The 23,073-nt window shown below is 68.3% G+C and carries 18 protein-coding genes; 5 read left to right on the top strand and 13 right to left on the bottom strand.

All coding sequences use genetic code 11. The features are described 5' to 3' along the window. Window positions 1–22 precede the first annotated feature (22 nt). A complete protein-coding gene (locus tag AAW00_RS00200) occupies window positions 23–775 on the top strand; it encodes an ABC transporter ATP-binding protein (protein ID WP_047002371.1) in 753 nt (250 codons plus the stop codon). Window positions 776–783: 8 nt separating this feature from the next. Further along, window positions 784–1,983, top strand: a complete 1,200-nt coding sequence (locus AAW00_RS00195; RefSeq protein ID WP_047003389.1) for an ABC transporter permease — start codon at window positions 784–786, stop codon at window positions 1,981–1,983. Window positions 1,984–1,987: 4 nt separating this feature from the next. Here AAW00_RS00195 and AAW00_RS00190 read toward each other — a convergent pair whose 3' ends face one another. The 3 genes from AAW00_RS00190 to hmgA form a co-directional block, all read right to left on the bottom strand. Beyond that, window positions 1,988–2,683 carry a pirin family protein gene (locus tag AAW00_RS00190; RefSeq protein WP_047002370.1) on the bottom strand — a complete coding sequence of 232 codons (696 nt, stop codon included), beginning with the start codon at window positions 2,681–2,683 and terminating at the stop codon, window positions 1,988–1,990. A 99-nt stretch (window positions 2,684–2,782) separates the two neighbouring features. Then, window positions 2,783–4,072 (bottom strand): fumarylacetoacetase, encoded by a 1,290-nt coding sequence (gene fahA, locus AAW00_RS00185; RefSeq protein WP_047002369.1) that lies wholly within the window; start codon window positions 4,070–4,072, stop codon window positions 2,783–2,785. Then, the gene (gene hmgA / locus AAW00_RS00180; RefSeq protein ID WP_047002368.1) at window positions 4,069–5,349 is read right to left on the bottom strand and encodes a homogentisate 1,2-dioxygenase; all 1,281 of its coding nucleotides are present in this window, start codon (window positions 5,347–5,349) and stop codon (window positions 4,069–4,071) included. Before hmgA ends, fahA begins: the two co-directional genes overlap by 4 nt. 101 nt (window positions 5,350–5,450) lie before the next feature. On the opposite strand from hmgA, the gene maiA reads away from it, so the two are divergent. Then, a complete protein-coding gene (gene maiA, locus AAW00_RS00175; RefSeq protein WP_047002367.1) occupies window positions 5,451–6,083 on the top strand; it encodes a maleylacetoacetate isomerase in 633 nt (210 codons plus the stop codon). Here the strand turns inward: maiA and AAW00_RS00170 are convergent. Genes AAW00_RS00170 through bioB form a run of 4 tightly spaced genes read right to left on the bottom strand, consistent with a single transcriptional unit; the run spans window position 6,080 to window position 10,136 of the window. Beyond that, on the bottom strand, window positions 6,080–7,336 hold the full coding sequence (locus AAW00_RS00170; RefSeq protein WP_047002366.1) for an adenosylmethionine--8-amino-7-oxononanoate transaminase: 1,257 nt from the start codon (window positions 7,334–7,336) through the stop codon (window positions 6,080–6,082). The two genes, maiA and AAW00_RS00170, sit on opposite strands and share 4 nt — an antisense overlap. Beyond that, entirely contained in the window at window positions 7,333–7,944 is a 612-nt protein-coding gene (gene bioD, locus AAW00_RS00165; RefSeq protein ID WP_047002365.1) for a dethiobiotin synthase, read from the bottom strand. The genes AAW00_RS00170 and bioD overlap by 4 nt, the downstream gene beginning before the upstream one ends. Beyond that, window positions 7,941–9,089, bottom strand: coding sequence for an aminotransferase class I/II-fold pyridoxal phosphate-dependent enzyme (locus AAW00_RS00160; RefSeq protein WP_052761688.1), 1,149 nt, complete (start codon window positions 9,087–9,089; stop codon window positions 7,941–7,943). The genes bioD and AAW00_RS00160 overlap by 4 nt, the downstream gene beginning before the upstream one ends. 9 nt (window positions 9,090–9,098) lie before the next feature. Beyond that, on the bottom strand, window positions 9,099–10,136 hold the full coding sequence (bioB, locus tag AAW00_RS00155; protein ID WP_047002364.1) for a biotin synthase BioB: 1,038 nt from the start codon (window positions 10,134–10,136) through the stop codon (window positions 9,099–9,101). Window positions 10,137–10,377: 241 nt separating this feature from the next. Between bioB and AAW00_RS00150 the strand changes: the two genes are divergently transcribed. Together AAW00_RS00150 and AAW00_RS00145 are read left to right on the top strand one after the other, a co-directional pair. After that, the gene (locus tag AAW00_RS00150; protein ID WP_052761687.1) at window positions 10,378–11,049 is read left to right on the top strand and encodes a winged helix-turn-helix transcriptional regulator; all 672 of its coding nucleotides are present in this window, start codon (window positions 10,378–10,380) and stop codon (window positions 11,047–11,049) included. Between the two features lie 92 nt (window positions 11,050–11,141). Beyond that, the gene (locus AAW00_RS00145; RefSeq protein WP_047002363.1) at window positions 11,142–12,287 is read left to right on the top strand and encodes a CaiB/BaiF CoA transferase family protein; all 1,146 of its coding nucleotides are present in this window, start codon (window positions 11,142–11,144) and stop codon (window positions 12,285–12,287) included. On the opposite strand, the gene glgX is transcribed toward AAW00_RS00145, so the two are convergent. From glgX to AAW00_RS00115, 6 genes are all read right to left on the bottom strand, one after another. After that, entirely contained in the window at window positions 12,284–14,059 is a 1,776-nt protein-coding gene (gene glgX / locus AAW00_RS00140; RefSeq protein WP_047002362.1) for a glycogen debranching protein GlgX, read from the bottom strand. The genes AAW00_RS00145 and glgX overlap by 4 nt on opposite strands. After that, window positions 14,056–15,684 carry an alpha-D-glucose phosphate-specific phosphoglucomutase gene (locus AAW00_RS00135; RefSeq protein ID WP_047002361.1) on the bottom strand — a complete coding sequence of 543 codons (1,629 nt, stop codon included), beginning with the start codon at window positions 15,682–15,684 and terminating at the stop codon, window positions 14,056–14,058. The genes glgX and AAW00_RS00135 overlap by 4 nt, the downstream gene beginning before the upstream one ends. After that, window positions 15,684–17,132: a glycogen synthase GlgA gene (gene glgA / locus AAW00_RS00130; RefSeq protein WP_047002360.1), complete on the bottom strand. Its 1,449-nt coding sequence runs from the start codon at window positions 17,130–17,132 to the stop codon at window positions 15,684–15,686. Before glgA ends, AAW00_RS00135 begins: the two co-directional genes overlap by 1 nt. Window positions 17,133–17,139: 7 nt before the next feature. Continuing rightward, window positions 17,140–18,405: a glucose-1-phosphate adenylyltransferase gene (gene glgC, locus AAW00_RS00125; RefSeq protein ID WP_082124852.1), complete on the bottom strand. Its 1,266-nt coding sequence runs from the start codon at window positions 18,403–18,405 to the stop codon at window positions 17,140–17,142. 23 nt (window positions 18,406–18,428) lie between these two features. After that, window positions 18,429–20,594, bottom strand: coding sequence for a 1,4-alpha-glucan branching protein GlgB (gene glgB / locus AAW00_RS00120; RefSeq protein WP_047003386.1), 2,166 nt, complete (start codon window positions 20,592–20,594; stop codon window positions 18,429–18,431). A gap of 73 nt (window positions 20,595–20,667) precedes the next feature. Continuing rightward, complete coding sequence (locus tag AAW00_RS00115) at window positions 20,668–23,061, bottom strand: glycogen/starch/alpha-glucan phosphorylase (protein WP_420911619.1); 2,394 nt, start codon at window positions 23,059–23,061, stop codon at window positions 20,668–20,670. Between the last annotated feature and the right edge of the window lie 12 nt (window positions 23,062–23,073).

The following is a 23,073-nucleotide window of genomic DNA, read 5'->3' as shown; positions in this document are numbered from 1 at the left end:
CAGCCAGCCCCTCTCCGGCGACATGCGCCCAGGCCCTGCAGGCGCCGGCGAGCCGCTGATCCAGCTCGAAGGCATCACCAAGGTCTTCGGCACGGGCGAAGCGGCATTCAAGGCGCTGAAGGGCGTGGACCTCACCATCGACCGCGGCGATTTCGTCGCCGTCATGGGGCCGTCGGGCTCGGGCAAGTCCACCACGATGAACATCCTCGGTTGCCTCGACGTGCCGACCGGCGGCGTCTTCCGCTTCCGCGGGGTCGAGGTGCAGGCGCTTAATCGCGACCAGCGCAGCCTCCTGCGCCGACGCTATCTCGGCTTCGTATTCCAGGGCTTCAACCTGCTGGCGCGCACCACCGCACTGGAGAATGTGGAGTTGCCGCTGCTCTACCGGGGCGAGCCCAAGAAGGCGCGTCGTGCCGCCGCCGAGCGCGCGCTCGACCAGGTCGGCCTGCTGCCCTGGGCCGACCACACGCCCGCCGAGCTCTCCGGCGGCCAGCAGCAGCGCGTCGCCATTGCCCGCGCCCTCGTCACCGAGCCCGACGTGCTGCTGGCGGACGAGCCGACCGGCAACCTCGATACCGAGCGCAGCGTGGAGATCATGCAGCTGCTCACCCGCCTCAACGAAGAGGGGATCACGGTGCTGATGGTGACACACGAGAGCGAGATGGCTGAATACGCCAAGACCATCGTGCATTTCCGCGACGGTCTGGTCGAACGGATCGAGCGCGGTCACCTTTCGGGCGCGCCGCTTGCCGAAACGTCAAAGGGGACACGCTGATGTTCGGGATGCTCGGCGCGACCATGCTGCTCGCCTTTCGCGAGATCCGGCGGCACCTGCTCAGGAGCTTCCTCACCACGCTCGGCATCATCATCGGCGTCGCCGCGGTCATCACCATGGTGACGCTGGGCCAGGGCCTGACCGCCGACGTGCAGGAGGACATCTCCGGTCTCGGCTCCAACGTCTTCATCGTCTTTCCGCAGTCGAACGAGCCCGACCGCCCGCCCCCGCCGTTCGACGACGCAGACGTGCGCGCGGTGGAGCGGCAGATTCCCGGCGTCACCGATGCGGCGGGCTCGGTCACGTCCTCAGCGCGAGCCTTCCACAACGGGCAGGACTGGCAGACCAGCGTGCAGGGCGGCGACCCGGAATTCTTCTCCGCCCAGTCCATCGACGTTGTCGAGGGCCGCGGCTTCTCCGATGCAGAGGTCGCGCGCGGCGATGCCGTGTGCATCCTCGGCCCCAAGATCGTCGAGGAGATCTTCGTCGAGGACGCGGTGCTCGGCGAGGAGATGCGGATCGGCAACGTCTCGTGCCGCGTGGTCGGCGTGATCGACGAACGTTCGAGCGCCATCGGCGGCGGCAACGATGCCAACGACATCGTCTTCATGCCCTTGAAGACCGTGCAGCGCCGTTTCCTTGGCAATACCAACGTGCAATTCTTCGTGGTCAAGTACGACGATGCCTACACCCCCATCTCGATCCAGGCGCAGCTTCTCTCCCTGATGCGCGAACGTCGCCTGATCCAGGATGGCGAGAACAACAACTTCAACATCATCGATACCGGCGAGATCAACGATACCGTCAACCAGGTGACCGGCGCGATGACCGCCGTGGTCAGCATGATCGCCGCCATCAGCCTCTTGGTGGGCGGCATCGGCATCATGAACATCATGCTCGTCAGCGTGACCGAGCGCACCCGCGAAATCGGCATCCGCCTCGCGATCGGCGCCCTGGCGCGCGAGGTGCGGTTGCAATTCCTGACAGAGGCCGTGGTGCTGTGCTGCTTCGGCGGCCTGATCGGCATCCTGCTGGCGCTCGGCCTGTCGATCGCGCTGGCGGGCGCCATCGACCTGCCGTTCCTCTTCAACCCCATGCTCAACATCGTCGCATTCGTGTTCAGCGCGGTGATGGGTATCGCCTTCGGCTATTACCCGGCGCACCGGGCCAGCAAGCTCGACCCGATCGACGCGCTGCGGCACGAGTAGGCGCTCAGGAAGTATCGACGAGCACCACTTCGGCATCCTTGAGCGCCGTCACCCGCAGGGTCGCAACCTCGCTCACGGCCACGCCGTCGCGCGCCTCGGCGACCTCACCCTCGATCTCGACGCTACCGGTCGCGGGGACGAGATAGCCGTGACGGCCGCCAAGGTCGTATTCCACCGTCTCGCCCGCGGCGATGGTGGCGCCCAGCACGCGCGCGTCGGCGTTGATCCTGAGCGCATCCGCATCCTCCTCGCGTCCGCTGGCGAGCACGTCGAACTTCCCCGCGCGCCCGTCCTTGGGAAAAGTCTTGGTGCCCCAACTCGGCTGGTGGCCGCCGCGATCGGGCAGGATCCACAGCTGGAAGGAGTGAGTCTCCTCGTCGTCCACGTTGTATTCGGCGTGGGTTATGCCGGTACCCGCGCTCATCACCTGCACGTCGCCCGCTTCGGTGCGGCCGGTGTTGCCGAGCGAATCCTTGTGCGTGATCGCGCCCTTCCGAACGTAGGTGATGATTTCCATGTCGCTGTGTGGATGCGGCGGAAAGCCGCTCTTGGCAGCGATGATGTCGTCGTTCCAGACGCGCAGCTTGCCCCAGTGCACCCGGGCCGGATCATGATAGCCGGCGAACGAGAAGTGGAAATTGGCATCGAGCCAGCCGTGGTTGGCCTTGCCCAGGCTATCGAACTTGCGGACCTCGATCATCGCATTGTCTCCTTTGCCATGGGAGATGGGAAGCGAGCGGCGCGGCGCAATGCGGGCGTGTCTTGGGGCGGGCCAAGCCGGGCTTTGCCCTGCGGTGGACTAGCCGACCACGGTGCCCCGGCATTCGCCAAGCCCGATTCTGGGCTGGCCTTCGCGCTCGGCGTAGGCGCGGATAATGACCTCGTCGCCGTCCTCGAGGAAGGTGCGCGTCTCGCCGTTCGGGAGCGCGATGGCCTGCTTGCCGCCCCGCGTCAGCTCGATGAGGCTGCCCTCGCCCCCGTCCTCGCCGCTGCTGAGCGTACCGGTGCCGAGCAGGTCGCCGGTCTGCATGTTGCACCCGCCGACCGAATGGTGCGCCACCAGCTGCGCGGCGGTCCAGTACATGGCCGTCATCGGACCGGTGGAGAGGCGGTGCGGGGCATCGCCGCCAGCGCGCATTTTCGCGGTCGAGAGAAAGACCTCCATCTGCACGTCGAAGGCGGCCGCGCTGGTATCGTGCGCGAGGTAATCCATCGGCGCGGGATCGCCCTCGGGCCGCGCGGGCTGGGCAGAGCGGAAGGGCGCGAGCGCGTCGAGCGTCACCACCCACGGGCTGACGGTCGAATGGAAATTCTTGGCCAGGAAGGGCCCGAGCGGCTGGTATTCCCATGCCTGGATGTCGCGCGCCGACCAGTCGTTGAGGATCGAGATACCGGCGATGTGGCTCTCCGCCTCGCCTACCGGGATCGGCTCGCCGAGGTCGTTGCCCTGCCCGATCCAGATCGCCATCTCCAGCTCGTAGTCGAGCCGCTTCGACGGACCGAAGCTAGGCGCCTCGGCATCGGGCGCCTTGGTCTGGCCGCTGGGCCGCTTCACTTGCGCCGGCGAGACACGGATCGAGCTCGAGCGCCCGTGGTAGCCGATGGGCACGTACTTGTAGTTCGGCAGCAGCGGGTTGTCCGGGCGGAACAGGCTGCCGATGTTCTCGGCATGGTGGATGCCGGTATAAAAATCGGTGTAGTCGCCGACGTGGAAGGGCACATGGAGGCCGGTCACGTCGTCCCTGTGCAGGTGCTTTTCCAACTCCGCTTGCCGCGAGGTATCGGTCAGCAGGCGGAACAGCTGGTGGCGCAGTTCGGTGACGACGGCGGGGCCCATGGCGAACATGGCGTTGAGGTGCAGCGCATCGGCTGCTTCCGCCGCCTTGCGCGCCTCGCCGGTTAGCAGTTCGGCGCTGGCAGGCAGACAGAGGATATAGTCGCCGATCGCCACGCCACCGCGGATGCGCCCGTCGTCGGTGGAGAAAATCGCCAGCGGCAGGTTCTGCACCGGGAAATCGGGATGGTCAGCGGCCCCGCTGACCCAGCTCTTCGCGGCGGGATCGTGGGTGAAATCGGTCGTGGCGGTCATTGTGGCAGTCTCGCTTTGGGGAATCCGCGCCAGCACTCGTCGTAGTCGGACTGGAGCAGTCCGCCGCGCATCGCGAATTCGGTGGGGTGGATGACGCTGCGGCTCTCGAACATGAAGGCGAGCGTATCGGTGATCTTGTGCGGTTGCAGCTCTGCCTCGGTGGCGCGGCGGGTGCTCTCGACATCCGGGCCGTGGCCGTTGAACTGGTTGTGCAGGCTCGCCCCGCCCGGCACGAAGCCGCCGCCTTCCTTGGCGTCGTACTCACCAAGGATCAGGCCCATGAACTCGCTCATCACGTTGCGGTGGAACCACGGCGGACGGAACGTGTCCTCGCCCACCATCCAGCGCGGGGGGAAGATCACGAAGTCGCAGTTGGCGGTGCCGGCCAAGTCGCTGGGGCTGGTGAGGACGGTGAAGATGGACGGATCGGGATGGTCGAAGCTGACCGTGCCGATGGTGTTGAAGCGCGACAGGTCATAGCGGCAGGGCGCGCTATTGCCGTGCCAGGCGACGACGTCGAAGGGGGAGCGGTTGATTGTGGTCGCCCACAACCTGCCGGCGAACTTCTGGACGATCTCGAAGTCCTCGTCGCGGTCCTCCAACCAGGCGACGGGCGTTTCGAAATCGCGCGGGTTGGCGAGGCCGTTGGAGCCGATCGGACCGAGGTCGGGCAAGCGGAAGGGCGCGCCCATGTTCTCGCAGACATAGCCGCGCGCCGCGCCATCCCGCAGTTCGACCCGAAAACGCATCCCCCGCGGGACCAGCGCCATGTGTCCCGGCGGCACCTCCATGCGGCCAAGCTCGGTCGCGACCAGAAGCGCGCCTTGCTGCGGCACGATCAGCATTTCGCCGTCGCTGTTCTGGAACGCGCGCGCATCCATCCCCCTGCTGGCGGCATAGAGGTGGACGTTTATGCCGCCGGCCTCGGGCGAGCCGTTACCGCCATAGGTCACGAGCCCGTCGACGAAATCCACCTCGCCTTCGGGCATTGGCAGCGCGTCCCAGCGCAGGCGGTTGGGCGTGGTATGCGCGCCAACGGGCGCGGCAAGGCGGGGATTGCCGGCGTAGGGTTCGAAGCGGCCGTGCTCGGTCGTCGGGCGCATGCGGTAAAGCCAGCTCCGACGGTTCTCCACGCGCGGGGCGGTAAAGGCGGTGGTGCTGAACTGCTCGGCATAGAGGCCGAAGGCCGGACGCTGCGGCGAGTTACGCCCCTCGGGCAGCGCGCCAGCCACCGCTTCGCTGGCGAAATGATTGAGGAAGCCCGTCTGGTAGCGCATGATTTAGTCTCGCCTGAAACCGGTTGCCGGTTCAATGGCGCAATTGCCCCTCTCTCGCAATGGTCTTACGGGGGGAACGAACGGGGGCGCGGGAGGGTCCGATGAAGCTTTACGGATATTGGCGCAGTAGCACGAGCTATCGCCTGAGGTGCGCGCTGGAGGTGAAGGGGCTGGCCTACGAACAGTCGCCCGTCAGCCTCGTGGAAGGGCGGCAGAAGGCGCCCGAGTTCACGGCGCGCAATCCCTTCGGCGGTGTGCCCATGCTGGAGGCGGACGGCCGCGACCGGGCGCAGAGCATGGCGATCATCGAGTGGCTCGACGAGCGCTATCCCGAGCGGCCCCTGCTCCCCGCCGACCTCGAACAGCGCTACACCGCGCGCGAACTGACCTATGCCATCGCCACCGAACTCCACGCGCCGCTGAACCTGAAGGTGCTGAAGTACCTGAAGGACCCGCTGGGCCACGAGCAGGACGAGGTCGACACCTGGTACCGCCATTGGCTCGGCACCGTCCTCCGCCCGCTGGAGACGATGCTGGAGCGGCAGGGTACCGGCGACTTCCTGTTCGACGCGCCGGGCCTGTTCGAATGCGTGCTGGTGCCGCAGCTCTACAACGCGCGGCGGTTCGATTACGACCTCTCCGCCAGCCCGCGCATTACGCGGATCGAGGCGGCCTGTCTCGCCCTGCCGGAGTTCCAGCGCGCGCATCCCGACAATCAGCCGGACGCGGGCTAGAGCACTTCGGACAGCACCTCGTCGATGGCGGTGAAGACGCGGCCCAGCTGTTCCTCGGTGATGGCGTAGGGCGGCATGAGGTAGATCGTGTTGCCGAGCGGGCGCAGCAGCACGTCGCGCGCGTAGAAACCCTCGCGCAGCCGCGGGCCGAGTTCGGCGAGGTAGCCCGCGTCGGCCACCGGCACCTCGGCGGCGACCACGCTGCCGCACTGGCGCAGGTTGGCAAGGCCATGCTTCGCGGCGAGCGCGCCGAACCCTTCCGCCTCGCGCGCGGCGAGTGCGGCGACCCGCTCCAGCACCGGATCCTCCCGCCAGATCGCCAGGTTGGCGTTGGCGGCGGCGCAGGCGATGGGGTTGGCGGTGAAGCTGGAGGAGTGAAAGAACATCTTCGAACGGTCGTGCGAGTAATGCGCGTCGTAGATAGCGGCGCTCGCCATGGTCACCGCGAGCGGCATTGAACCGCCCGTCAGCCCCTTGGCGAGGCACAATAGGTCCGGAACTACCCCCGCCTGCTCGCAGGCCAGCAGCGTGCCGGTGCGGCCCCATGCGGTCATCACCTCGTCGGCGATGAAAAGGACGCCGTGGCGGGCGCAGATGTCGCGCATTTCGCGCAGGATCTCGGGCGAATAGACGAGCATCCCGCCCGCGCCGAGTAGCAGCGGCTCGACGATGAAGGCGGCGGCATCGCCCGATGCGCAGGCCGCCTCCAGCGCGTCGAGCGTGGCCTGCTCGGCCCCGGCGGCGGGAAAGGGCACGGTCTCGACGTCGAACAGCAGCGGGGCATAGGCGCTGTTGAACACGCCGCGCGCGCCCACGCTCATCGCGCCGATGGTGTCGCCGTGATAACTGTGCTCGAGGACGAGGATGCGGTAGCGCGGCTCGCCCCGGTTGGCCCAGAAGCCCAGCGCCATCTTGAGCGCCACCTCCACCGCGGTGGAGCCGCTGTCGGAGAAGAACACGTATTCGAGCGCCGGCGGCATGATCGTGGTCAGCCCACGTGCGAGCTCCTCGGCGGGTTGGTGGGTCCAGCCGGCGAAGATGAGCTGGTCGAGCTTCTCGGCCTGCTCGCGGATGGCGGCGACGATGCGCGGGTGGTTGTGGCCGTGCGTTGTCACCCACCAGCTCGAAATGGCATCCACCACTTCGCGCCCGTCCGTCGTGTAGAGCAGCGCGCCCTCGGCCCGTTCGACGAGCGGGATGGCTTCGCCTAGGCCGTGCTGGTGAAAGGGGTGCCAGACGGGCGAGCGGCTCACGCCAGCAGGTCCATGCGGATGTGCGCTTCAAAGGCATCGGCCAGCGTGCGGGCATCGAGCGGCTCGAGCCACGGCAGGCGCCCGAGGTGCGGCGCGCCACCGATGCGGGTGATGGCACCTTCCGCCACCGGTTCCGCCTCGCCCACGAATACCACGCCCGCGACCCTGATGGCCCGCGAGCGCAGGACTTCGAGCGTCATGAGCGTGTGGCTGATCGTGCCGAGCGCTGTGCGCGCGACGATCACGGCGGGCAGGCCCCAGCGTGCGAACAGGTCGGCGGCGAGCAGGTCTTCGCGGTAAGGCACCAGCGCCCCGCCCGCGCCCTCCACCACCAGCGGCCCTGCGACCTGCGGCAGGTCGAGCGTGCCGATCGTCACCCCGTCGATGCGCGCCGCCTCGTGTGGGGAGCATGGCGTTTGCAAAACATGAGCTTCCGGGAGCACGCGCGCGGTGGGTGCGAGGCGAGAGACGCGCTCGCTGTCCGAGCCGCCGTCGAGGCCCGCCTGCACCGGTTTCCAGTACGCCGCGCCCAGCGCCTGCGCGAGCCCGGCGGCGAAGACCGTCTTTCCCACATCGGTGTCCGTGCCGGTGACGATCAGCCAGGTCATCGCAGCCCCGCCATCGCCTCGAGCACGCGGTCGACATCCGCCTCGCAATGGGCGGCGGAGAGCGAGAAGCGGATGCGGCTCTCGCCTTCCGGCACCGTCGGCGGGCGGATGGCGACGGCGAGAACGCCAGCCTCCTCCAGCGCCGCGCTGGCAGCCAGCGCCTCGGCCTCGCCGCCGATCATGACGGGCACGATCTGCGTGTCCGATGCGCCAGTATCGTAGCCCAGCCCGGCCAGTCCATCGCGCAGGCGTGCCGCCAGCACCTGCACATGGGCGCGCTCGTCGTCCATGCCCGGCACCATGTCGAGCGCCGCGTCCATCGCGCCCAGCACGGGCGGCGGCGGGGCGGTGGTGTAGACGAAGCCCGACGCGGCGTTGGCGAGGTAGTCGCACACGTCCCGCGATGCTGCGACGTAGGCGCCGAAACCGCCCATGGCCTTGCTGAAAGTCCCGACAATAATGTCGGGCTTGTCGGCCAGCCCCGCCGCCAGCCCCGCCCCGCCAGCGCCCAGCACGCCGGTTGCGTGCGCCTCGTCTACCACGCTGAGCGCGTCGTGCCGGCGGGCGAGCGTCACGAAGGCGGCGAGATCGGCGCGGTCGCCGTCCATGCTGAACACGCTCTCGGTCGCGACGATGCGTGCGCTTGCCTCCGCTCCGTCGAGCAGTTGATCGAGGTTCGTCAGGTCGTTGTGCCGAAAGCCGGTGTGCCTGGTGCGTCCGGCGGCAATGCCGTGGTGGATGCTCGCGTGGACCAGCCAGTCGGCGAAGACCGCCGCCTGCGGCTCCAGCTTGAGCAGCGCAGGGAACAGCGCCGCATTGGCCTGCCAGCCGCTGGCGAAAAGCACCGCGGCCTCCGTGCCTTTCCAGGCGGCGACCTTTTCCTCGACCGCGCGGTGCGGCGTCAGCGTGCCCGACACGAGGCGCGAGGCGCGCGCGCCGGTGCCGTAGCGCGCCGCCCACTCCCCCGCTCGCCGCGCCAGTTCGGGGTCGCGGGCAAGGCCGAGGTAGTCGTTGCTCGACAGGTCGAGGAGCTCGCGCCCGCCGCGCAACACCCGCCCGGGCGCGCCCGGCTCGAGCGGGCGCAGCACGCGCAGGCGATCCTGCGCGCGCCGCTCCTCCAGCGCTTCGGCGAAACGGTGCCGCATGGGCAGGTCCTATTCGGCGGCCACCGCCTCGGTACGGCAGGCACCCGCGCAGACTTTTGCCGCACGCGCCGGTTCCTCGCCCGCCATCGGGGTCAGGCCGAGCCGGGCGAAGAGCGCCGCGTCGCTGTCGTCGCCGGCGTTGGGCGCGGTCAGCAGGCGGTCGCCGGTGAAGATCGAGTTCGCGCCCGCCATGAAGGCCAGCGCCTGCGTGGCATCGCTCATGCTCTCGCGCCCGGCGGAGAGGCGGACCATGCTCACCGGCATGGCGATGCGCGCGACGGCCACGGTGCGGACGAATTCGATATCGTCGATCTTCGCGAGCGGCGTATCGGCCAGCATGTCGCCCAGCACCGTGCCCTTGACCGGCACCAGCGCGTTGACCGGCACGCTCTCGGGATGCCGCTCCAGCGTCGCCAGCGTGTGGACGAAGCCGACGCGGTCCTCGCGCGTTTCGCCCATGCCGACGATCCCGCCCGAACACACGTTGATACCCGCCGCGCGCACGTTTTCGAGCGTGGTCAGCCGGTCCTCGTACTTGCGGGTGGTGATGACGCGCTCGTAATATTCCGGGCCGGTGTCGATGTTGTGGTTGTAGTAGTCGAGCCCCGCCTCGGCGAGCTGGCCGGCCTGCTGCGGGGTGAGCATCCCCAGCGTCATGCAGGTTTCCAGCCCCATGTCGCGCACGCCCTTCACGATCTCCACGATCTTCGGCATGTCGCGGTCCTTGGGATTGCGCCAGGCCGCGCCCATGCAGAAGCGCTGGCTGCCTGCGTCCTTCGCCTGCGCGGCGCTTTGCAGCACGGCGCGCACGTCCATCAGCTTGGTCGCCTCCACGCCGCTGTCGGCATGGGCGCTTTGCGAGCAGTAGCCGCAATCTTCGGGGCAGCCGCCCGTCTTGATGGAGAGCAGCGTGCACAGCTGCACCTCGTTCGCGCGGTGGTGCGCGCGGTGAACCTCGGCGGCGCGGAAGACGAGCTCGGTGAAGGGAAGGTCGAACAGCGCGGCGATCTCCTCGCGCGTCCAGTCGGTGCGAACCATGTGCGTCATTCCATCCTGCCCGTTGCTCGCCGCGCCATGACAAAAAGGCCCGGGACAGTAAACCCGGGAGGCGGCCCATCTGCAGGCTCTGTAAATTCTCGTAACGGCAAGCCCTGCGGATCGTGCAATTTCTGGTAAAGGCGCGCGGTGCTGCCTAGCCTCCTGTCTAGATTACGAAAACTACAGGGAAAACCGGGGCATTTCGCGAAAGGGTTACAGGATCGCACTCGCCCATGGCGGGGTCTGGGCGATGGATGGCGTTGCGGGTCTGCTGGGCGCGGGCGGGCACGATCTGTCCCTGTTTACCGCTGCCGACGAACTGCAGAGAGCGCTGCTGCGCGACACCTTCGATGCCGTCGTCGTAGACAAGGCGCTGCCCGTGACGGGCGGCCTGGCGATGGTCGCCTGGGCGGCGGAAACGCTCGAAGCGCCGCCGCCGGTGGTTATCGCCTTGCCGGGTGACAACAAGGCCGACATGGTACGCAGCCTTCGCAGCGGGGCGAGCGACGTGGTCGCCGCGACGGACCCGGGGGAAATCGTCGTCGCCCGGATCGAGGCCGCCGCACGCCGGGCTCGCAGCTCCGTACCGACGGAACGCTTGCGCACCCTGGGACCCTATGTCGTCGACCTGCTCGCCGAGTCCATCGCGCTGAACGATAAGCCGGTGAAGCTGACGAGCAAGGAATTCGCCCTCGCCCGCCTGTTCTTCGACAACCTCAACCGCCCGCTGTCGCGCGCCTACCTGTTCGCCCATGTCTGGGGGCCGGACTACGGCGTGGACACCCGCACGCTGGACATGCACATCTCGCGCCTGCGATCGAAATTGGTGCTGTCGCCGGACAGCGGGTTCGCCCTGCAGACGCTGTTCGGGTTCGGGTATCGCATGGACGCCTTCGACGCGGAGGGCAGGCGGATCGAGTGAAGCAGACGGACCGACCGGCGTAAGCACCGGACCGATCGAGCAAGCACTGGGGCCATTGGCTTTCACGACGCCTTGGGATAGCCGCTGCCGCCATGCCCGATCCTGCTCTTTCCGCCGGCCCGCTCGCCGGCATCAAGGTGGTCGACCTGACCGCGATGGTCTTCGGCCCCTATGCCACGCAGACGATGGCCGACCTGGGCGCAGCGGTGGTGAAGATAGAGCCGCCCGCGGGCGATCCCATGCGGTATATCAGTCCCGGCCCCGCGCCCGACCTGTCCGGCGTGTTCTGCAACATCAACCGGGGCAAGCGCAGCGTCGTGCTCGACCTGCGCGACCCGGCGCACGCCGATGTGCTGCGCGGCCTGATCGCGGAGGCGGATGTGTTCATCCACTCCATGCGCGGGCGCGCCATCGCCCGGCTCGGCTTCGACTACGAAGCGGTAAAAGCCATCCGGCCCGACATCGTCTATACCAATTGCTACGGCTATTCCCGGCGCGGGCCGGATGCCGACAAGCCGGCCTACGACGATACCATCCAGGCCGAGTGCGGTATCCCCCACGTGCAGCGCCTGATGACCGGCGAACCGGGGTTTGCAGCCACCATCATGGCCGACAAGATTGCCGGGCTGCACGCGCTCTACGCGACGCTCGCCGCGCTGTTCCACCGCGAGCGCACGGGCGAGGGGCAGGAGGTCGAGGTCGGCATGTTCGAGGCAATGGCGAGCTTCATGCTGGTCGAGCACGCCAACGGCATGATCTTCGACCCGCCGTTGACGCCGGCGCATTATCACCGCGCGGTCTCCCCCAATCGCCGCCCTTATGAAACGCGCGACGGACACATCGCGGTGCTGATCTACAACGACAAGCACTGGCACGCCTTCATGGATGCCGTGCGGCCCGAATGGGCGAGTGCGGACTACGACACGCTTGCCCAGCGCGCGCGGCACGTGGACATCATCTACGGCAAGCTGGGAGAGACCTTTCGCAGCCGCACGACGGACGAGTGGATGGCGCTTCTCGAAGAGCTGCAAATCCCCTGCGCCCGCGTCAAATCGACCGACGAGCTGTTCGACGATCCGCACCTGAACTCCGTGGGCTTCTTCGAGCAGGTCGACAGCCCGCAGGGCACCATGCGCTTTCCCGGCGTGCCGACATGGTTCTCGGCGACGCCGGGCAAGGTGGCCGGGCCTTCGCCCCGGCTGGGGCAGGACGATGCCGACTACAAGGGCGAAGCCTAACCTGCGTAGCGCGCGTCGCGGTCCACCCGGACCGGATGTTCGAGGCCGGGGATGCGCAGCTCGAAACCGCCGAGCTCCGGATCGCCCCAGTGCTCGTCAGTCATCGGCGCGCCGTCCAGCGTGAACCATTCGGCCGAGTGGTCGAACTGCGCGAAATCGCGCGTCGATGCCCGGCGCCAGGCGCTGCGCTGGGCGACGAAGTCCTCCAGCTCGATATCGCGCCCCTCCCAGTCGATCGGCATGAACTGGCAGTAGGCGTTGTTGTTGCCGCCCTGGGTGCGACCGAACTCGTCGCCCGCGGTCAGCATGATCGAGCCCGACGAGGCAAACAGCGTCCCCAGCATCGCGCGAGCCGAGGCGGCGCGGGCGGCGAGCACGCCCTCGTCGTCGGTCGGCCCCTCCACCCCGTGGTTGAAGCTGTGGTTGTCGCCGTGCCCGTCGCGGTTGTCCTCGCCGTTCGCCTCGTTGTGGCGATCATGGTAGGCGAGCGTGTCGGCCACGGTGAAGCCGTCGTGCGCGGCGAGGAAATTGACGCTGCGGGTGCGCTCCCCGAACAGGTCGGAGGAGCCGGAGAGGCGCTCCGCCAGGGCGGCTGCCGAGCCCTCGCCCTTCCAGAATTTGCGCACGTCGTCGCGGTACTGGTCGTTCCATTCCAGCCAGTTGCCCGGAAACTGGCCGACCTGGTAGCCGCCCGGCCCGATGTCCCAAGGCTCGGCGATCAACACACGGTCGTGCAGCCACTCGTCCTCGTCGATGGCGGCGAAGATCGGTGCCTGCGGGTCGAAACCGGGGCTGCGCGCCATGATCGGCGCGAGATCGAAGCGGAAGCCGTCGATGCCGCAGCGCGCGACGAAGTGGCGCATGGTGTCGAGCGCCAGCTCGCGCACCCATTCCTGCCCGAAATCGACCGTGTTGCCGCAGCCCGAATCGTTCAGCAGCACACCCTCGTCGGTCCTGGCATAGGCGCTGTCGTCGAAGCCGCGCAGGCACACCACCGCGCCGTTCGTGTCGCCTTCGCCCGTGTGGTTGAAGACGAGATCGAGCAGCACGCCGATGCCCGCCGCGTGCAGCGCCTCCACCGCCTTGCGCAGCTCACGCACACCGCCGGGGCAAATGCCGGGATCGAGCGCCATCATCGCAACGGGGTTGTAACCCCATTCGTTGTGCAGCCCGAGCGGGCCGAGATGCGGCTCGTCCATCCAGGCGATGACGGGCATCAGTTCGACCGCGCTAACGCCGATCTTTTCGAGATGCGCGATCACCGCCGGGTGGCCCAGCGCCGCCACGGTGCCGCGGATGTCCTCGGGGACGTCGGGGTGCTCGGCGGTGAAGCCGCGCACGTTGAGTTCGTAGATCAGCCCGCCGTGATCGAACATGGGCGCCTTCTTGGGAAAGCCCTCGTATTCGCGCATCACGATGGCGCGGGGTACGAGATGCGCGGTATCGGCACCGTGCTCGGTCAGCGCGCCGTCGGCCTTGAACCGGCGGTCGAGCTGGGTGGCATGCGGATCGACCAGCAGCTTGGCGGGATCGAACCACAGCCCCGCATCGGGGTTCCACTCGCCATCGGCGCGGTAGCCGTAACGCTGGCCCGCAAGATCGCCGCCCAGCTCGAGCACCCAGTGCTCGCCGTCATCGTCGCGGGCCATCGGGTGGCGGCTCTCCGCGTCGGCCTCGTCGAACAGACACAGCCACATCCCCTCTGCCCGCGGCGAGCGGACCCGGAAGCGCGTGGTGCCATCGTGGACGATGGCGCCCAAATCGGCGCTCAAGTCACGACATCCGGAGCGGTGCGGCCGGTGAGGGCGGCGATGTGCGCCAGCTCCTCGGCGGCGGAAACGAGGTCCGACAGCATGGTGGTGGTATCTCCGGCAAGGTTGCCATCCGTCGGCTCGAAGCGTTCGAGATAGAGGCGGATGGTGGCCCCCTCGGTGCCCGTGCCGGACAGCCTGAGGACCAGACGCGATCCCCGTTCAAATGCCACGATCAGGCCCTGGTTCCGGCTGATCGAGCCGTCGACCGGATCGGTGTAGGCGAAATTCTCCGCCCGGCCGACGGTCAGGTCGCCCACCCGGGTGCCGGGCAGCGCGGCGAGCCTCTCCGAAAGCCCGTCCATCACCGCCTGCGCGGCTTCGGCGTCGACCCCTTCGTAGTCGTGGCGGGCGTAGTAGTTGCGCCCGAACCGCTGCCAGTGTTCGTGCGCGATCGTCCGCACGCTCTTGCCGGTGGCGGCCAGCACGTTGAGCCACAGCAGCACGGCCCACAGGCCATCTTTCTCACGCACGTGGTCGCTGCCGGTGCCCGCGCTTTCCTCGCCGCAGATGGTCGCCATGCCGGCATCGAGCAGGTTGCCGAAGAACTTCCAACCGGTCGGCGTCTCGAAGGCGGGAATGCCCAGCGCCTCGGCTACGCGATCGGCGGCGGCGCTGGTGGGCATGGAGCGGGCGATACCCTTGAGCCCGCCCGCGTAGCCCGGCGCGAGGTGGGCATTGGCCGCCAGCATCGCCAGCGAATCCGACGGGGTGACGAAGATGCCCTTGCCGATGATCAGGTTGCGGTCCCCGTCCCCGTCCGAGGCCGCGCCGAAATCGGGGGCGTCCGGGCCCATCATGGTCTCATGGAGGGCCTTGGCGTGGACGAGGTTGGGATCGGGATGGTGACCGCCGAAATCTTCCAGCGGCGTGCCGTTCCTGACCGTGCCCGGCGCGAAGCCGAGGCGGTTCTCGAGGATCTCGTGGGCGTAGGGACCGGTAACGGCGTGCATGGCATCGAAGGCCATCGTCAGCCCGCCCGCCACGGCGCGGCGGATGCCATCGAAATCGAACAGCTTCTCCATCAGCGCGGCGTAGTCGGCGACGGGGTCGATGACTTCCACCGCCATGTCGCCGACCTGCGTGGTGCCCGGTGTGTCGAGGTCGACATCGGACGCCTCGACCGCGAGCCAGCGGTCGATGGTCTGCGTGCGGGCGTAAATCGCATCGGTCACGCCCTCCGGCGCGGGGCCGCCGTTGGCGACGTTGTACTTGATGCCGAAGTCCTCGTCCGGGCCGCCGGGGTTGTGGCTGGCCGACAGGATCAGCCCGCCGCTCGCGCCATGCTTGCGGATGACGTGGCTCGCCGCGGGGGTGGAAAGGATGCCGCCCTGCCCCGCCAGCACCCGGCCATAGCCGTTGGCCGCCGCCATGCGGATCGCCTGCTGGATGACGGTGCGATTGTGATAGCGCCCGTCCCCGCCGATCACCAGCGCCGCGCCGGGCGCGCGCTCGGCAACGTCGAACACGCTCTGGATGAAGTTCTCGGCGTAGTTCGGCTGGGCGAAGACCCGCACCTTCTTGCGCAGGCCGCTGGTGCCGGGTTTCTGGCCCTCGATCGGCGTCGTGGCATGGCTGCGGATCATCAGGCTTTCCCCGTCAGGCTGCGGTAGAGTTCGGCATAGCGGCGCCCGCTCGCCGCCCACGAGAAGTCCGCCTTCATGCCGTTGCGCTGGATCCTGCGCCACTCCTCGGGCCGCGCATGGAGCGCGATCGCGCGATCGATGGCCGAGCGCAGGGCGTGGTAGTTGACCCCGTCGAACTGCACGCCCGTCGCCACCCCGGCGGCGAGCGCGGCGGGGTTGGCATCGATCACGGTATCGGCAAGGCCGCCGGTGCGCGCCACCACCGGCACGCAGCCGTAGGCGAGGCCGTAGAGCTGGGTGAGGCCGCAGGGCTCGAAACGGCTGGGCACGAGGATCGCGTCCGCCCCGCCCTGCAACAGGTGCGAGAAGTCCTCGTCGTAGCCGATGCGTACGCCGATCCGCCCCGGGTGGCGCGCGGCGGCCGCTTGGAGGCCCGCCTCCATGCCCGCATCGCCCGAGCCCAGCAACGCCAGCCGTCCGCCCATGCCGACGAGGTGATCGAGCACGTCGACCAGCACGTCCATGCCCTTTTGCCAGGTCAGGCGGCTGACGACGGTAAACAGCGGGCCCTCGCCGGGCTCCAGCCCCATCGCCTGCTCGATGGCCCGCTTGTTGCGCGTCCGCCGTGCGAGCGTGGAGCGGGTGTAGGTTGCCGCGAGCGCGGCATCGTCGCCCGGGTTCCACACCGCCGGGTCGATGCCGTTGAGGATGCCGTGGACCCGCCCGCCGCGCGCGGCGACGATGCCTTCCAGCCCCATGCCGAATTCCGGCTGGCGGATTTCCGCGGCATAGGTCGGGCTGACCGTCGTGATGGCGCTCGCCGACTCCATGCCCGCCTTGAGGAAGCCCACGCCGCCGTAGCTTTCCACGCCCTCCACCGACCATGCCGACCGCGGCAGGCCGAGCCGGGGAAAGACGCTCGCCTCGGCCCAGCCCTGGAAAGCCATGTTGTGGATGGTCATCACGGTGTGCAGGTCCGGCGTGTCGCTGGCGAAGCGCAGGTAGGCGAGCGTCATCGCCGCCTGCCAGTCGTGCGCATGGACGAGGTCGAAGGCGGGCACACCCGCGGCCCCGCTCGCCACGTCCGCCGCCGCGCGGCTGAAGGCGGCAAAGCGCAGCCAGTTGTCGGCCCAGTCCGTGCCCGAAGGGTCGCCGTAGGGCCCGCCCTCGCGCGCGAACAGGCGCGGGCAATCGAGGACCAGCAGCGGGTGCTCGCCGATCCGGCCCGCCAGCAGCCGCGCCGGGTGGCCAAGCAGCGCGGGCCATTCGTGCAGCTTCCTCGCCCGGCGCAGCGCCTTGCCCACGGCCGGGTAGCCGGGCAGCAGCGTAGTCATATCGACACCGTGCGGCGCGAGCGCTGCGGGCAGCGCGCCCGCCACATCGGCCAGCCCGCCGGTCTTCACCAGCGGCACGGCCTCCGACGCGACGGACAGGACTCTCAGGGTCACGCGCAGCTCACTCGTTCTCCAGCCGCTCGATCATGCGCTTGGTGATGAGGCACACGCCCTTCTCGCTGCGGCGGAAGCGGCGTTCGTCCAACTCGGGATCCTCACCCACCACCATGCCCTCTGGGATGCGCACGCCCGCATCGAGGATGACGTTCTTCAGCCGTGCCCCGCGCCCGATGTTGCAATAGGGCAAGATCACCGCGTGATCGACGCTGGAATAGCTGCCCATCTTGACGCCGGTGAACAGCAGGCTGCGGTTGGCGAATGCGCCCGAGACGATGCAGTCCTGGCTGATGAGCGAGCTGATCGCATGGCCGCGCCGCCCATCCTCGTCGTGCACGAACTTGGCCGGGGCGGCGACGATCTGGTCGGTCCAGATCGGCCAGTCCCGGTCGTAGAGATTCAGCTTGGGCACCACGTCGGTGAGGTCGAGGTTGGCCTCGAAATAGGCGTCGAGCGTGCCGACGTCCCGCCAGTATTCCTCGATCTCGTCGGCGGCGCGGATGCAGCTGTCGGTGAAGCGGTGGGCCTGCGCCTTGCCGTTCTTCACGATCCACGGGATGATGTCGCCGCCGAAGTCGCGCCTGGATTCCGGGTCGTCGGCATCGCGGCGCAGCTGGTCGAACAGGAACTGCGTGTCGAAGACGTAGATGCCCATGCTGGCGAGCGCCATGCTCTCGTTGCCCGGGATGCCGGGCGGATCGGCGGGCTTTTCCACGAAGGCGGTGATGCGGTCGGTGGCATCGACGTGCATGACGCCAAAGCCCGTCGCCTCCTCGCGCGGGACGACGAGGCAGCCGACCGTCACGTCCGCGCCGCTATCGACGTGCTGGCGCAGCATCAGCTCGTAGTCCATCTTGTATACGTGGTCGCCTGCAAGGATGATCATGTACTTGGGCGCGTGGGCGGCGATGATGTCGATGTTCTGGAACACCGCGTCCGCCGTGCCTTCGTACCACTGGCTCTCGGACACGCGCTGGCTGGCGGGCAGGATGTCGAAGCTCTCGTTGCGCTCGGGCCGCATGAAGTTCCACGCGCGCTGCATGTGGCGGATGAGACTGTGCGCCTTGTACTGCGTGGCGACGCCGATGCGGCGGATGCCGGAGTTGATGGCGTTGGAGAGCGCGAAATCGACGATGCGAGAGACGCCGCCGAAATAGACCGCGGGCTTGGCGCGGCGGTCGGTCAGCTCCAGCAGGCGGCTGCCGCGTCCGCCCGCCAGCACATAGGCCATCGCCTCACGCGCCAGCGGCTGCGAATATTTCTCCCTCATCGGCCTCTCCTGCCTGTCGGTTTCTAACCCTTGTACGCCAGCATAACGGTCGAGAGCGGCGGAAGGGTCACGCAGGTGCGCCCGCCGCTCGCCGTCACCGCGCCCATGTTGCCCTGCCCGCTGCCGCCGTAATCGAGCGCATCGGTGTTGACGATCTCCTCCCACACGCCGTCGTGCGGCAGCGAAAGGCCGTAGCAACCGTGTGTCATCGGCGTCATGTTGCAGATGACCGCGACGGGCGGCTGGCCGGGGCATTTCCTGAGCCAGGCGAAAACCGAAGCGGCGGCATCGTCCACCACCAGCCACTCGAACCCCTCGCCCTCGCAGTCGCGCGCGTGGAGCGCGGGGTATTCGCGGTAGGCGCGGTTGAGATCGCGCACCAGGCGCTGCACACCGGCGTGAGCGGGGGCATCGGTGAGCTCCCAGTCGAGGCTGCGACCCTCGCTCCATTCGCGGCGCTGGGCGAACTCCTGCCCCATGAACAGCAGCTTTTTGCCCGGGTAGCCCCACATCAGGCCGTAGTAGGCGCGCAAATTGGCGAACTGCTGCCAGTCGTCGCCGCTCATCCTGGTGAGCAGGCTGCCCTTGCCGTGGACGACCTCGTCATGGCTCAGCGGCAGGACGAAATTCTCGGAAAAGGCGTAGGTCAGGCCGAAGGTGATGTCGTTGTGGTGATGCTGCCGATAGACAGGGTCGCGCGCCATGTATTGCAGCGTGTCGTGCATCCAGCCCATGTTCCACTTGAACCCGAAGCCTAGGCTGGTGCGCGGGCCATCGTCGTAGGCGGGCTGGGAGACGCCGGGCCAGCTGGTCGATTCCTCGGCGATGGTGAGGAAGCCGGGATGCTCGCGGTGGACGGCGCGGTTCATCGCGCGAAGAAACTCGACCGCCTCCCAGTTCTCGCGCCCGCCCTGCTCATTGGGAATCCACTCGCCCGCCTTGCGACTGTAATCGCGGTAGAGCATCGAGGCGACGGCATCCACGCGCAGCCCGTCCACGTGATAGCGGTCGGCCCAGAACAGCGCGTTGTTGACGAGGAAGCTCGCCACCTCGCGCCGGCCAAAGTTGTAGATCGCAGTGCTCCAGTCAGGGTGGAAGCCCATCTTCGGGTCGGCATGTTCGTAGAGCGCGGTGCCGTCGAACTGCCATAGGCCGTGCTCGTCCACCGGGAAGTGCGCGGGCACCCAGTCGAGCAGCACGCCGATCCCCGCCCGATGCGCGCCGTCCACGAAGCGCGCAAAGCCGTCGGGCGCGCCGAAGCGGCTGGTGGGGGCGTAGAGACCGAGGGTCTGGTAACCCCAGCTGGGATCGTAGGGATGCTCGGACACCGGCAGGAACTCGATGTGGGTGAAGCCCATGTCGGCGGCATAGGGAATGAGCCGCTCGGCCATCTCGTCCCAGATCAGGAAACCGCCATCCTCGCCGCGCTGCCAGCTGCCCGGGTGGACCTCGTAGATCGAAATCGCCTCGCGCCGGGGATCGACGCTGCGCCAGTGCTCGCGGTGCGCCTCGTCACCCCAATCGGGCTTGGCGGGCCGCGCGGTGAGCGAGGCGGTGGCGGGGCGCAGTTCGGCGGCAAAGGCGAACGGATCGGCCTTGAGCGGCTGCACCGTGCCGTCCGGCCCGGTCACGTGGAACTTGTAGGATCGCCACTCGCCGATGTCGGGCACGAAGATCTCCCACACCCCCACGTCGCGGCGATGGCGCATGGGGTGGCGGGCGGCGTCCCAGTCGTTGAAATCGCCGACCACCGCCACGCGCCGGGCGCTGGGCGCCCAGACGGCGAAATGCACCCCGTCCACGCCCTCGTGCGAGATGAGGTGTGCGCCGAGCTTGTCGTAAAGGCGCAGGTGCGTGCCCTCGCCCATCAGGAAGTCGTCGAGCGGGCCGAGAACCGGGCCGAAGCTGTAAGGATCGGTTACCCACCATTCGTGTCCGCCGCCCTCGGCGCGGTACTTCACCGGCTGCGGCTCGCCCGTCAGCATGCCTTCGAACAGGCCGCGCGCATCGACCTTTTCGAGCGTGCCGAGCTTTTCCCCGCCGAGCGAATGGGCCTCGACCATATCGGCAGCGGGCAGCATGGTGCGGGCGAAAGTACCCGACGGACCCGCGTGTGTGCCCAGCAATGCGAAGGGGTCGCCATGGCGGCCTTCGAGCAGCGCATCGATCGCGGCGGTATCGGGTTTCACGCGCACTCCCTGTTGCCGGGCGTCGTGGCCCGCCGAAATCCTTGTGGCGCAGGAACGCCGCTTGCGGAAGGGGTTACAGCACGCCCCAGATGTCGCGCGCGTATTCGCCGATCGTGCGGTCCGAACTGAACCAGCCGACGTTCGCCACGTTGCGGATCGCCGCCTCGCGCCAGCCCGCCCGGTCGCGCCAGCGCGCGTCGACGTCGCGCTGGGCCGCGGCATAGGCGTCGAAATCGGCAGCGACCATGAACCAGTCGCTGTCGTAGAGGCCGCCCATCAGGCCCTTGTAGCGATCCTTGTCGTCGGGCGAGAATACGCCGCTGGCGATCGAGCGCACCGCCTGCGCCAGTTCGGGCGAACCCTCGATCACCGCGCGCGGATCGTAGCCCCCGGCCCGCTTGGCCGCGACTTCGTCGGCGGTCATGCCGAAGATCACGATGTTCTCCTCGCCCACGCGCTCCATGATCTCGATGTTCGCGCCGTCGAGCGTGCCGATGGTGAGCGCGCCGTTGAGCGCGAACTTCATGTTGCCCGTGCCGCTCGCCTCCATGCCCGCGGTACTGATCTGCTCGGACAGGTCGGCGGCCGGGATGATGCGCTCGGCCAGTGTGACGTTGTAATTGGGCACGAAGACGACCTTCAGCAGCTCGCCCACGCCGGGATCGGAATTGACGCGTCGCGCGATGTCGTTCGCCAGCTTTATGACGAGCTTGGCGTTATGATAGCTGGCCGCTGCCTTGCCGCCGAAGATCTTCACTCGCGGCACCCAGTCGCGTTCGGGATGGCTGCGGATCTGGTCGTAGAGCGCCACGGTCTCGATCAGGTTCAGCAGCTGGCGCTTGTATTCGTGGATGCGCTTGATCTGCACGTCGAACAGCGCATCGGGATCGACGCGCACGCCCACGAGATCGGCGATTTGTGCCGACAGCGCCACCTTGTTGGCGCGCTTCACCTCGGCCACCCGCTCGCCCAGCGCGGCATCGCCCGCCATGGCGTTCAGCTCCTCGAGCTTTTCGACATCGTCGAGGAAGGCGGGACCGATGGCATCCTTGATGACGCCCGTCAGCCCCGGATTGCACTGCATAAGCCAGCGCCGCGGGGTGACGCCGTTGGTCTTGTTGTTGATCTTGTCGGGATAGAGCGCGTTCAGGTCGCGGAACACGGTCTGCTTCATCAGTTCGGTGTGCAGGGCGGCCACGCCGTTCACGCTGTGCGCCCCGGCAAAGGCGAGGTTGGCCATGCGCACGCGCCGTTCGCCGCCCTCGTCGATCAGGCTAATCGCGGAAATGGCCGCATCGTCCATGCCCTTCGCCCGCGCCTCGCGCAGGGCGCGCGCGTTGATGGCGTAGATGATCTGCATGTGGCGCGGCAGCAGCCGTTCGAACAGCGGCAGCGGCCAGCTCTCCAGCGCCTCGGGCAGCAGCGTGTGGTTGGTGTAGGCGACGGTGCGCCGGGTGATGTCGAGCGCCTCGTCGAAGCCTAGCGCGTGCACGTCCACCAGCAGCCGCACCAGTTCGGCGACGGCGACTGCGGGGTGGGTGTCGTTGAGCTGGATCGCCGCCTTGTCGGGCAGCGTGCGGATGTCGCCGACATATTGCATGTGCCGGCGCACGATGTCCTGGATGCTAGCGGCGGAGAAGAAATACTCCTGCCGCAGACGCAGCTCCTGCCCCGCCTTGTGCGAGTCCGCCGGATAGAGCACGCGCACCAGGCTCGCCGCGCGCGCCTCGCCCTCCAGCGCGCCGACGTGGTCGCCGGCGTTGAAGGCATCGAGCCGGATGGGATCGAGCGCGTGGGCGGTCCACAGCCTGAGCGTGTTGACCCGCTTGCCGCGCCAGCCGACCACCGGGGTGTCCACCGCGCTCGCCTCGACCTGCTCCGCCGGGGTCCAGACGACCGTGTCACCGCCCGCCGGATTGACCGCCACCACCTCGCCGCCGAAGCCGACGCGGTAGGCGCTCTCGCGCCGGTCGAACTCCCACGGGTTTCCGTGGCTGAGCCAGGTTTCCGGCAGCTCCACCTGGTTGCCGTCGTCGATGCGCTGGCGGAACATCCCGTTCACGTAGCGGATGCCGTAGCCGTAGGCGGGGATGTCGAGGCTGGCGAGGCTTTCCATGAAGCACGCCGCCAACCGCCCCAGGCCGCCGTTGCCGAGCGCGGCATCGGGTTCCAGCTCCTCGAGGTGCGACAGGTCCATCCCGTTGGCGGCCAGCGCGCGGGCCAGCTCGCCGGTCAGGTCTAAGTTGTTGAGCGCATCGCGCAGCAGCCGCCCGATGAGGAATTCCAGGCTCAGGTAATAGACCCGCTTGCCGCTCTCGGCATAGGTGCGCCGGGTCGATTCCATCCACCGGTCGATGATCTCGTCGCGCACCGTGAGCACGGCGGCGGTGTACCAGTCGTGCGGCTTGGCGGCGCGCTCGTCCTTGCCCACGCGGTGACGCAGCGTGTCGACGAGGCGGGCGGCCATGTCGGTTCCGGC

Source organism: Aurantiacibacter luteus (assembly GCF_001010945.1).
GTDB lineage: Bacteria > Pseudomonadota > Alphaproteobacteria > Sphingomonadales > Sphingomonadaceae > Alteraurantiacibacter > Alteraurantiacibacter luteus.
The sequence above is the reverse complement of the archived record's forward strand: the minus strand, read 5'-3'. Positions and strand labels throughout refer to the sequence as shown.

What these genes read in the sequence shown, in the direction of transcription:
- AAW00_RS00200 (WP_047002371.1), top strand. Translation starts at nt 23, where the DNA reads ATGCGCCCAGGCCCTGCAGGCGCCGGCGAGCCGCTGATCCAGCTCGAA.
- AAW00_RS00195 (WP_047003389.1), top strand. Translation starts at nt 784, where the DNA reads ATGCTCGGCGCGACCATGCTGCTCGCCTTTCGCGAGATCCGGCGGCAC.
- AAW00_RS00190 (WP_047002370.1), bottom strand. Translation starts at nt 2,683, where the DNA reads ATGATCGAGGTCCGCAAGTTCGATAGCCTGGGCAAGGCCAACCACGGC.
- fahA (WP_047002369.1), bottom strand. Translation starts at nt 4,072, where the DNA reads ATGACCGCCACGACCGATTTCACCCACGATCCCGCCGCGAAGAGCTGG.
- hmgA (WP_047002368.1), bottom strand. Translation starts at nt 5,349, where the DNA reads ATGCGCTACCAGACGGGCTTCCTCAATCATTTCGCCAGCGAAGCGGTG.
- maiA (WP_047002367.1), top strand. Translation starts at nt 5,451, where the DNA reads ATGAAGCTTTACGGATATTGGCGCAGTAGCACGAGCTATCGCCTGAGG.
- bioD (WP_047002365.1), bottom strand. Translation starts at nt 7,944, where the DNA reads ATGACCTGGCTGATCGTCACCGGCACGGACACCGATGTGGGAAAGACG.
- AAW00_RS00160 (WP_052761688.1), bottom strand. Translation starts at nt 9,089, where the DNA reads ATGCGGCACCGTTTCGCCGAAGCGCTGGAGGAGCGGCGCGCGCAGGAT.
- bioB (WP_047002364.1), bottom strand. Translation starts at nt 10,136, where the DNA reads ATGACGCACATGGTTCGCACCGACTGGACGCGCGAGGAGATCGCCGCG.
- AAW00_RS00150 (WP_052761687.1), top strand. Translation starts at nt 10,378, where the DNA reads ATGGATGGCGTTGCGGGTCTGCTGGGCGCGGGCGGGCACGATCTGTCC.
- AAW00_RS00145 (WP_047002363.1), top strand. Translation starts at nt 11,142, where the DNA reads ATGCCCGATCCTGCTCTTTCCGCCGGCCCGCTCGCCGGCATCAAGGTG.
- AAW00_RS00135 (WP_047002361.1), bottom strand. Translation starts at nt 15,684, where the DNA reads ATGATCCGCAGCCATGCCACGACGCCGATCGAGGGCCAGAAACCCGGC.
- glgC (WP_082124852.1), bottom strand. Translation starts at nt 18,405, where the DNA reads ATGAGGGAGAAATATTCGCAGCCGCTGGCGCGTGAGGCGATGGCCTAT.
- AAW00_RS00115 (WP_420911619.1), bottom strand. Translation starts at nt 23,061, where the DNA reads ATGGCCGCCCGCCTCGTCGACACGCTGCGTCACCGCGTGGGCAAGGAC.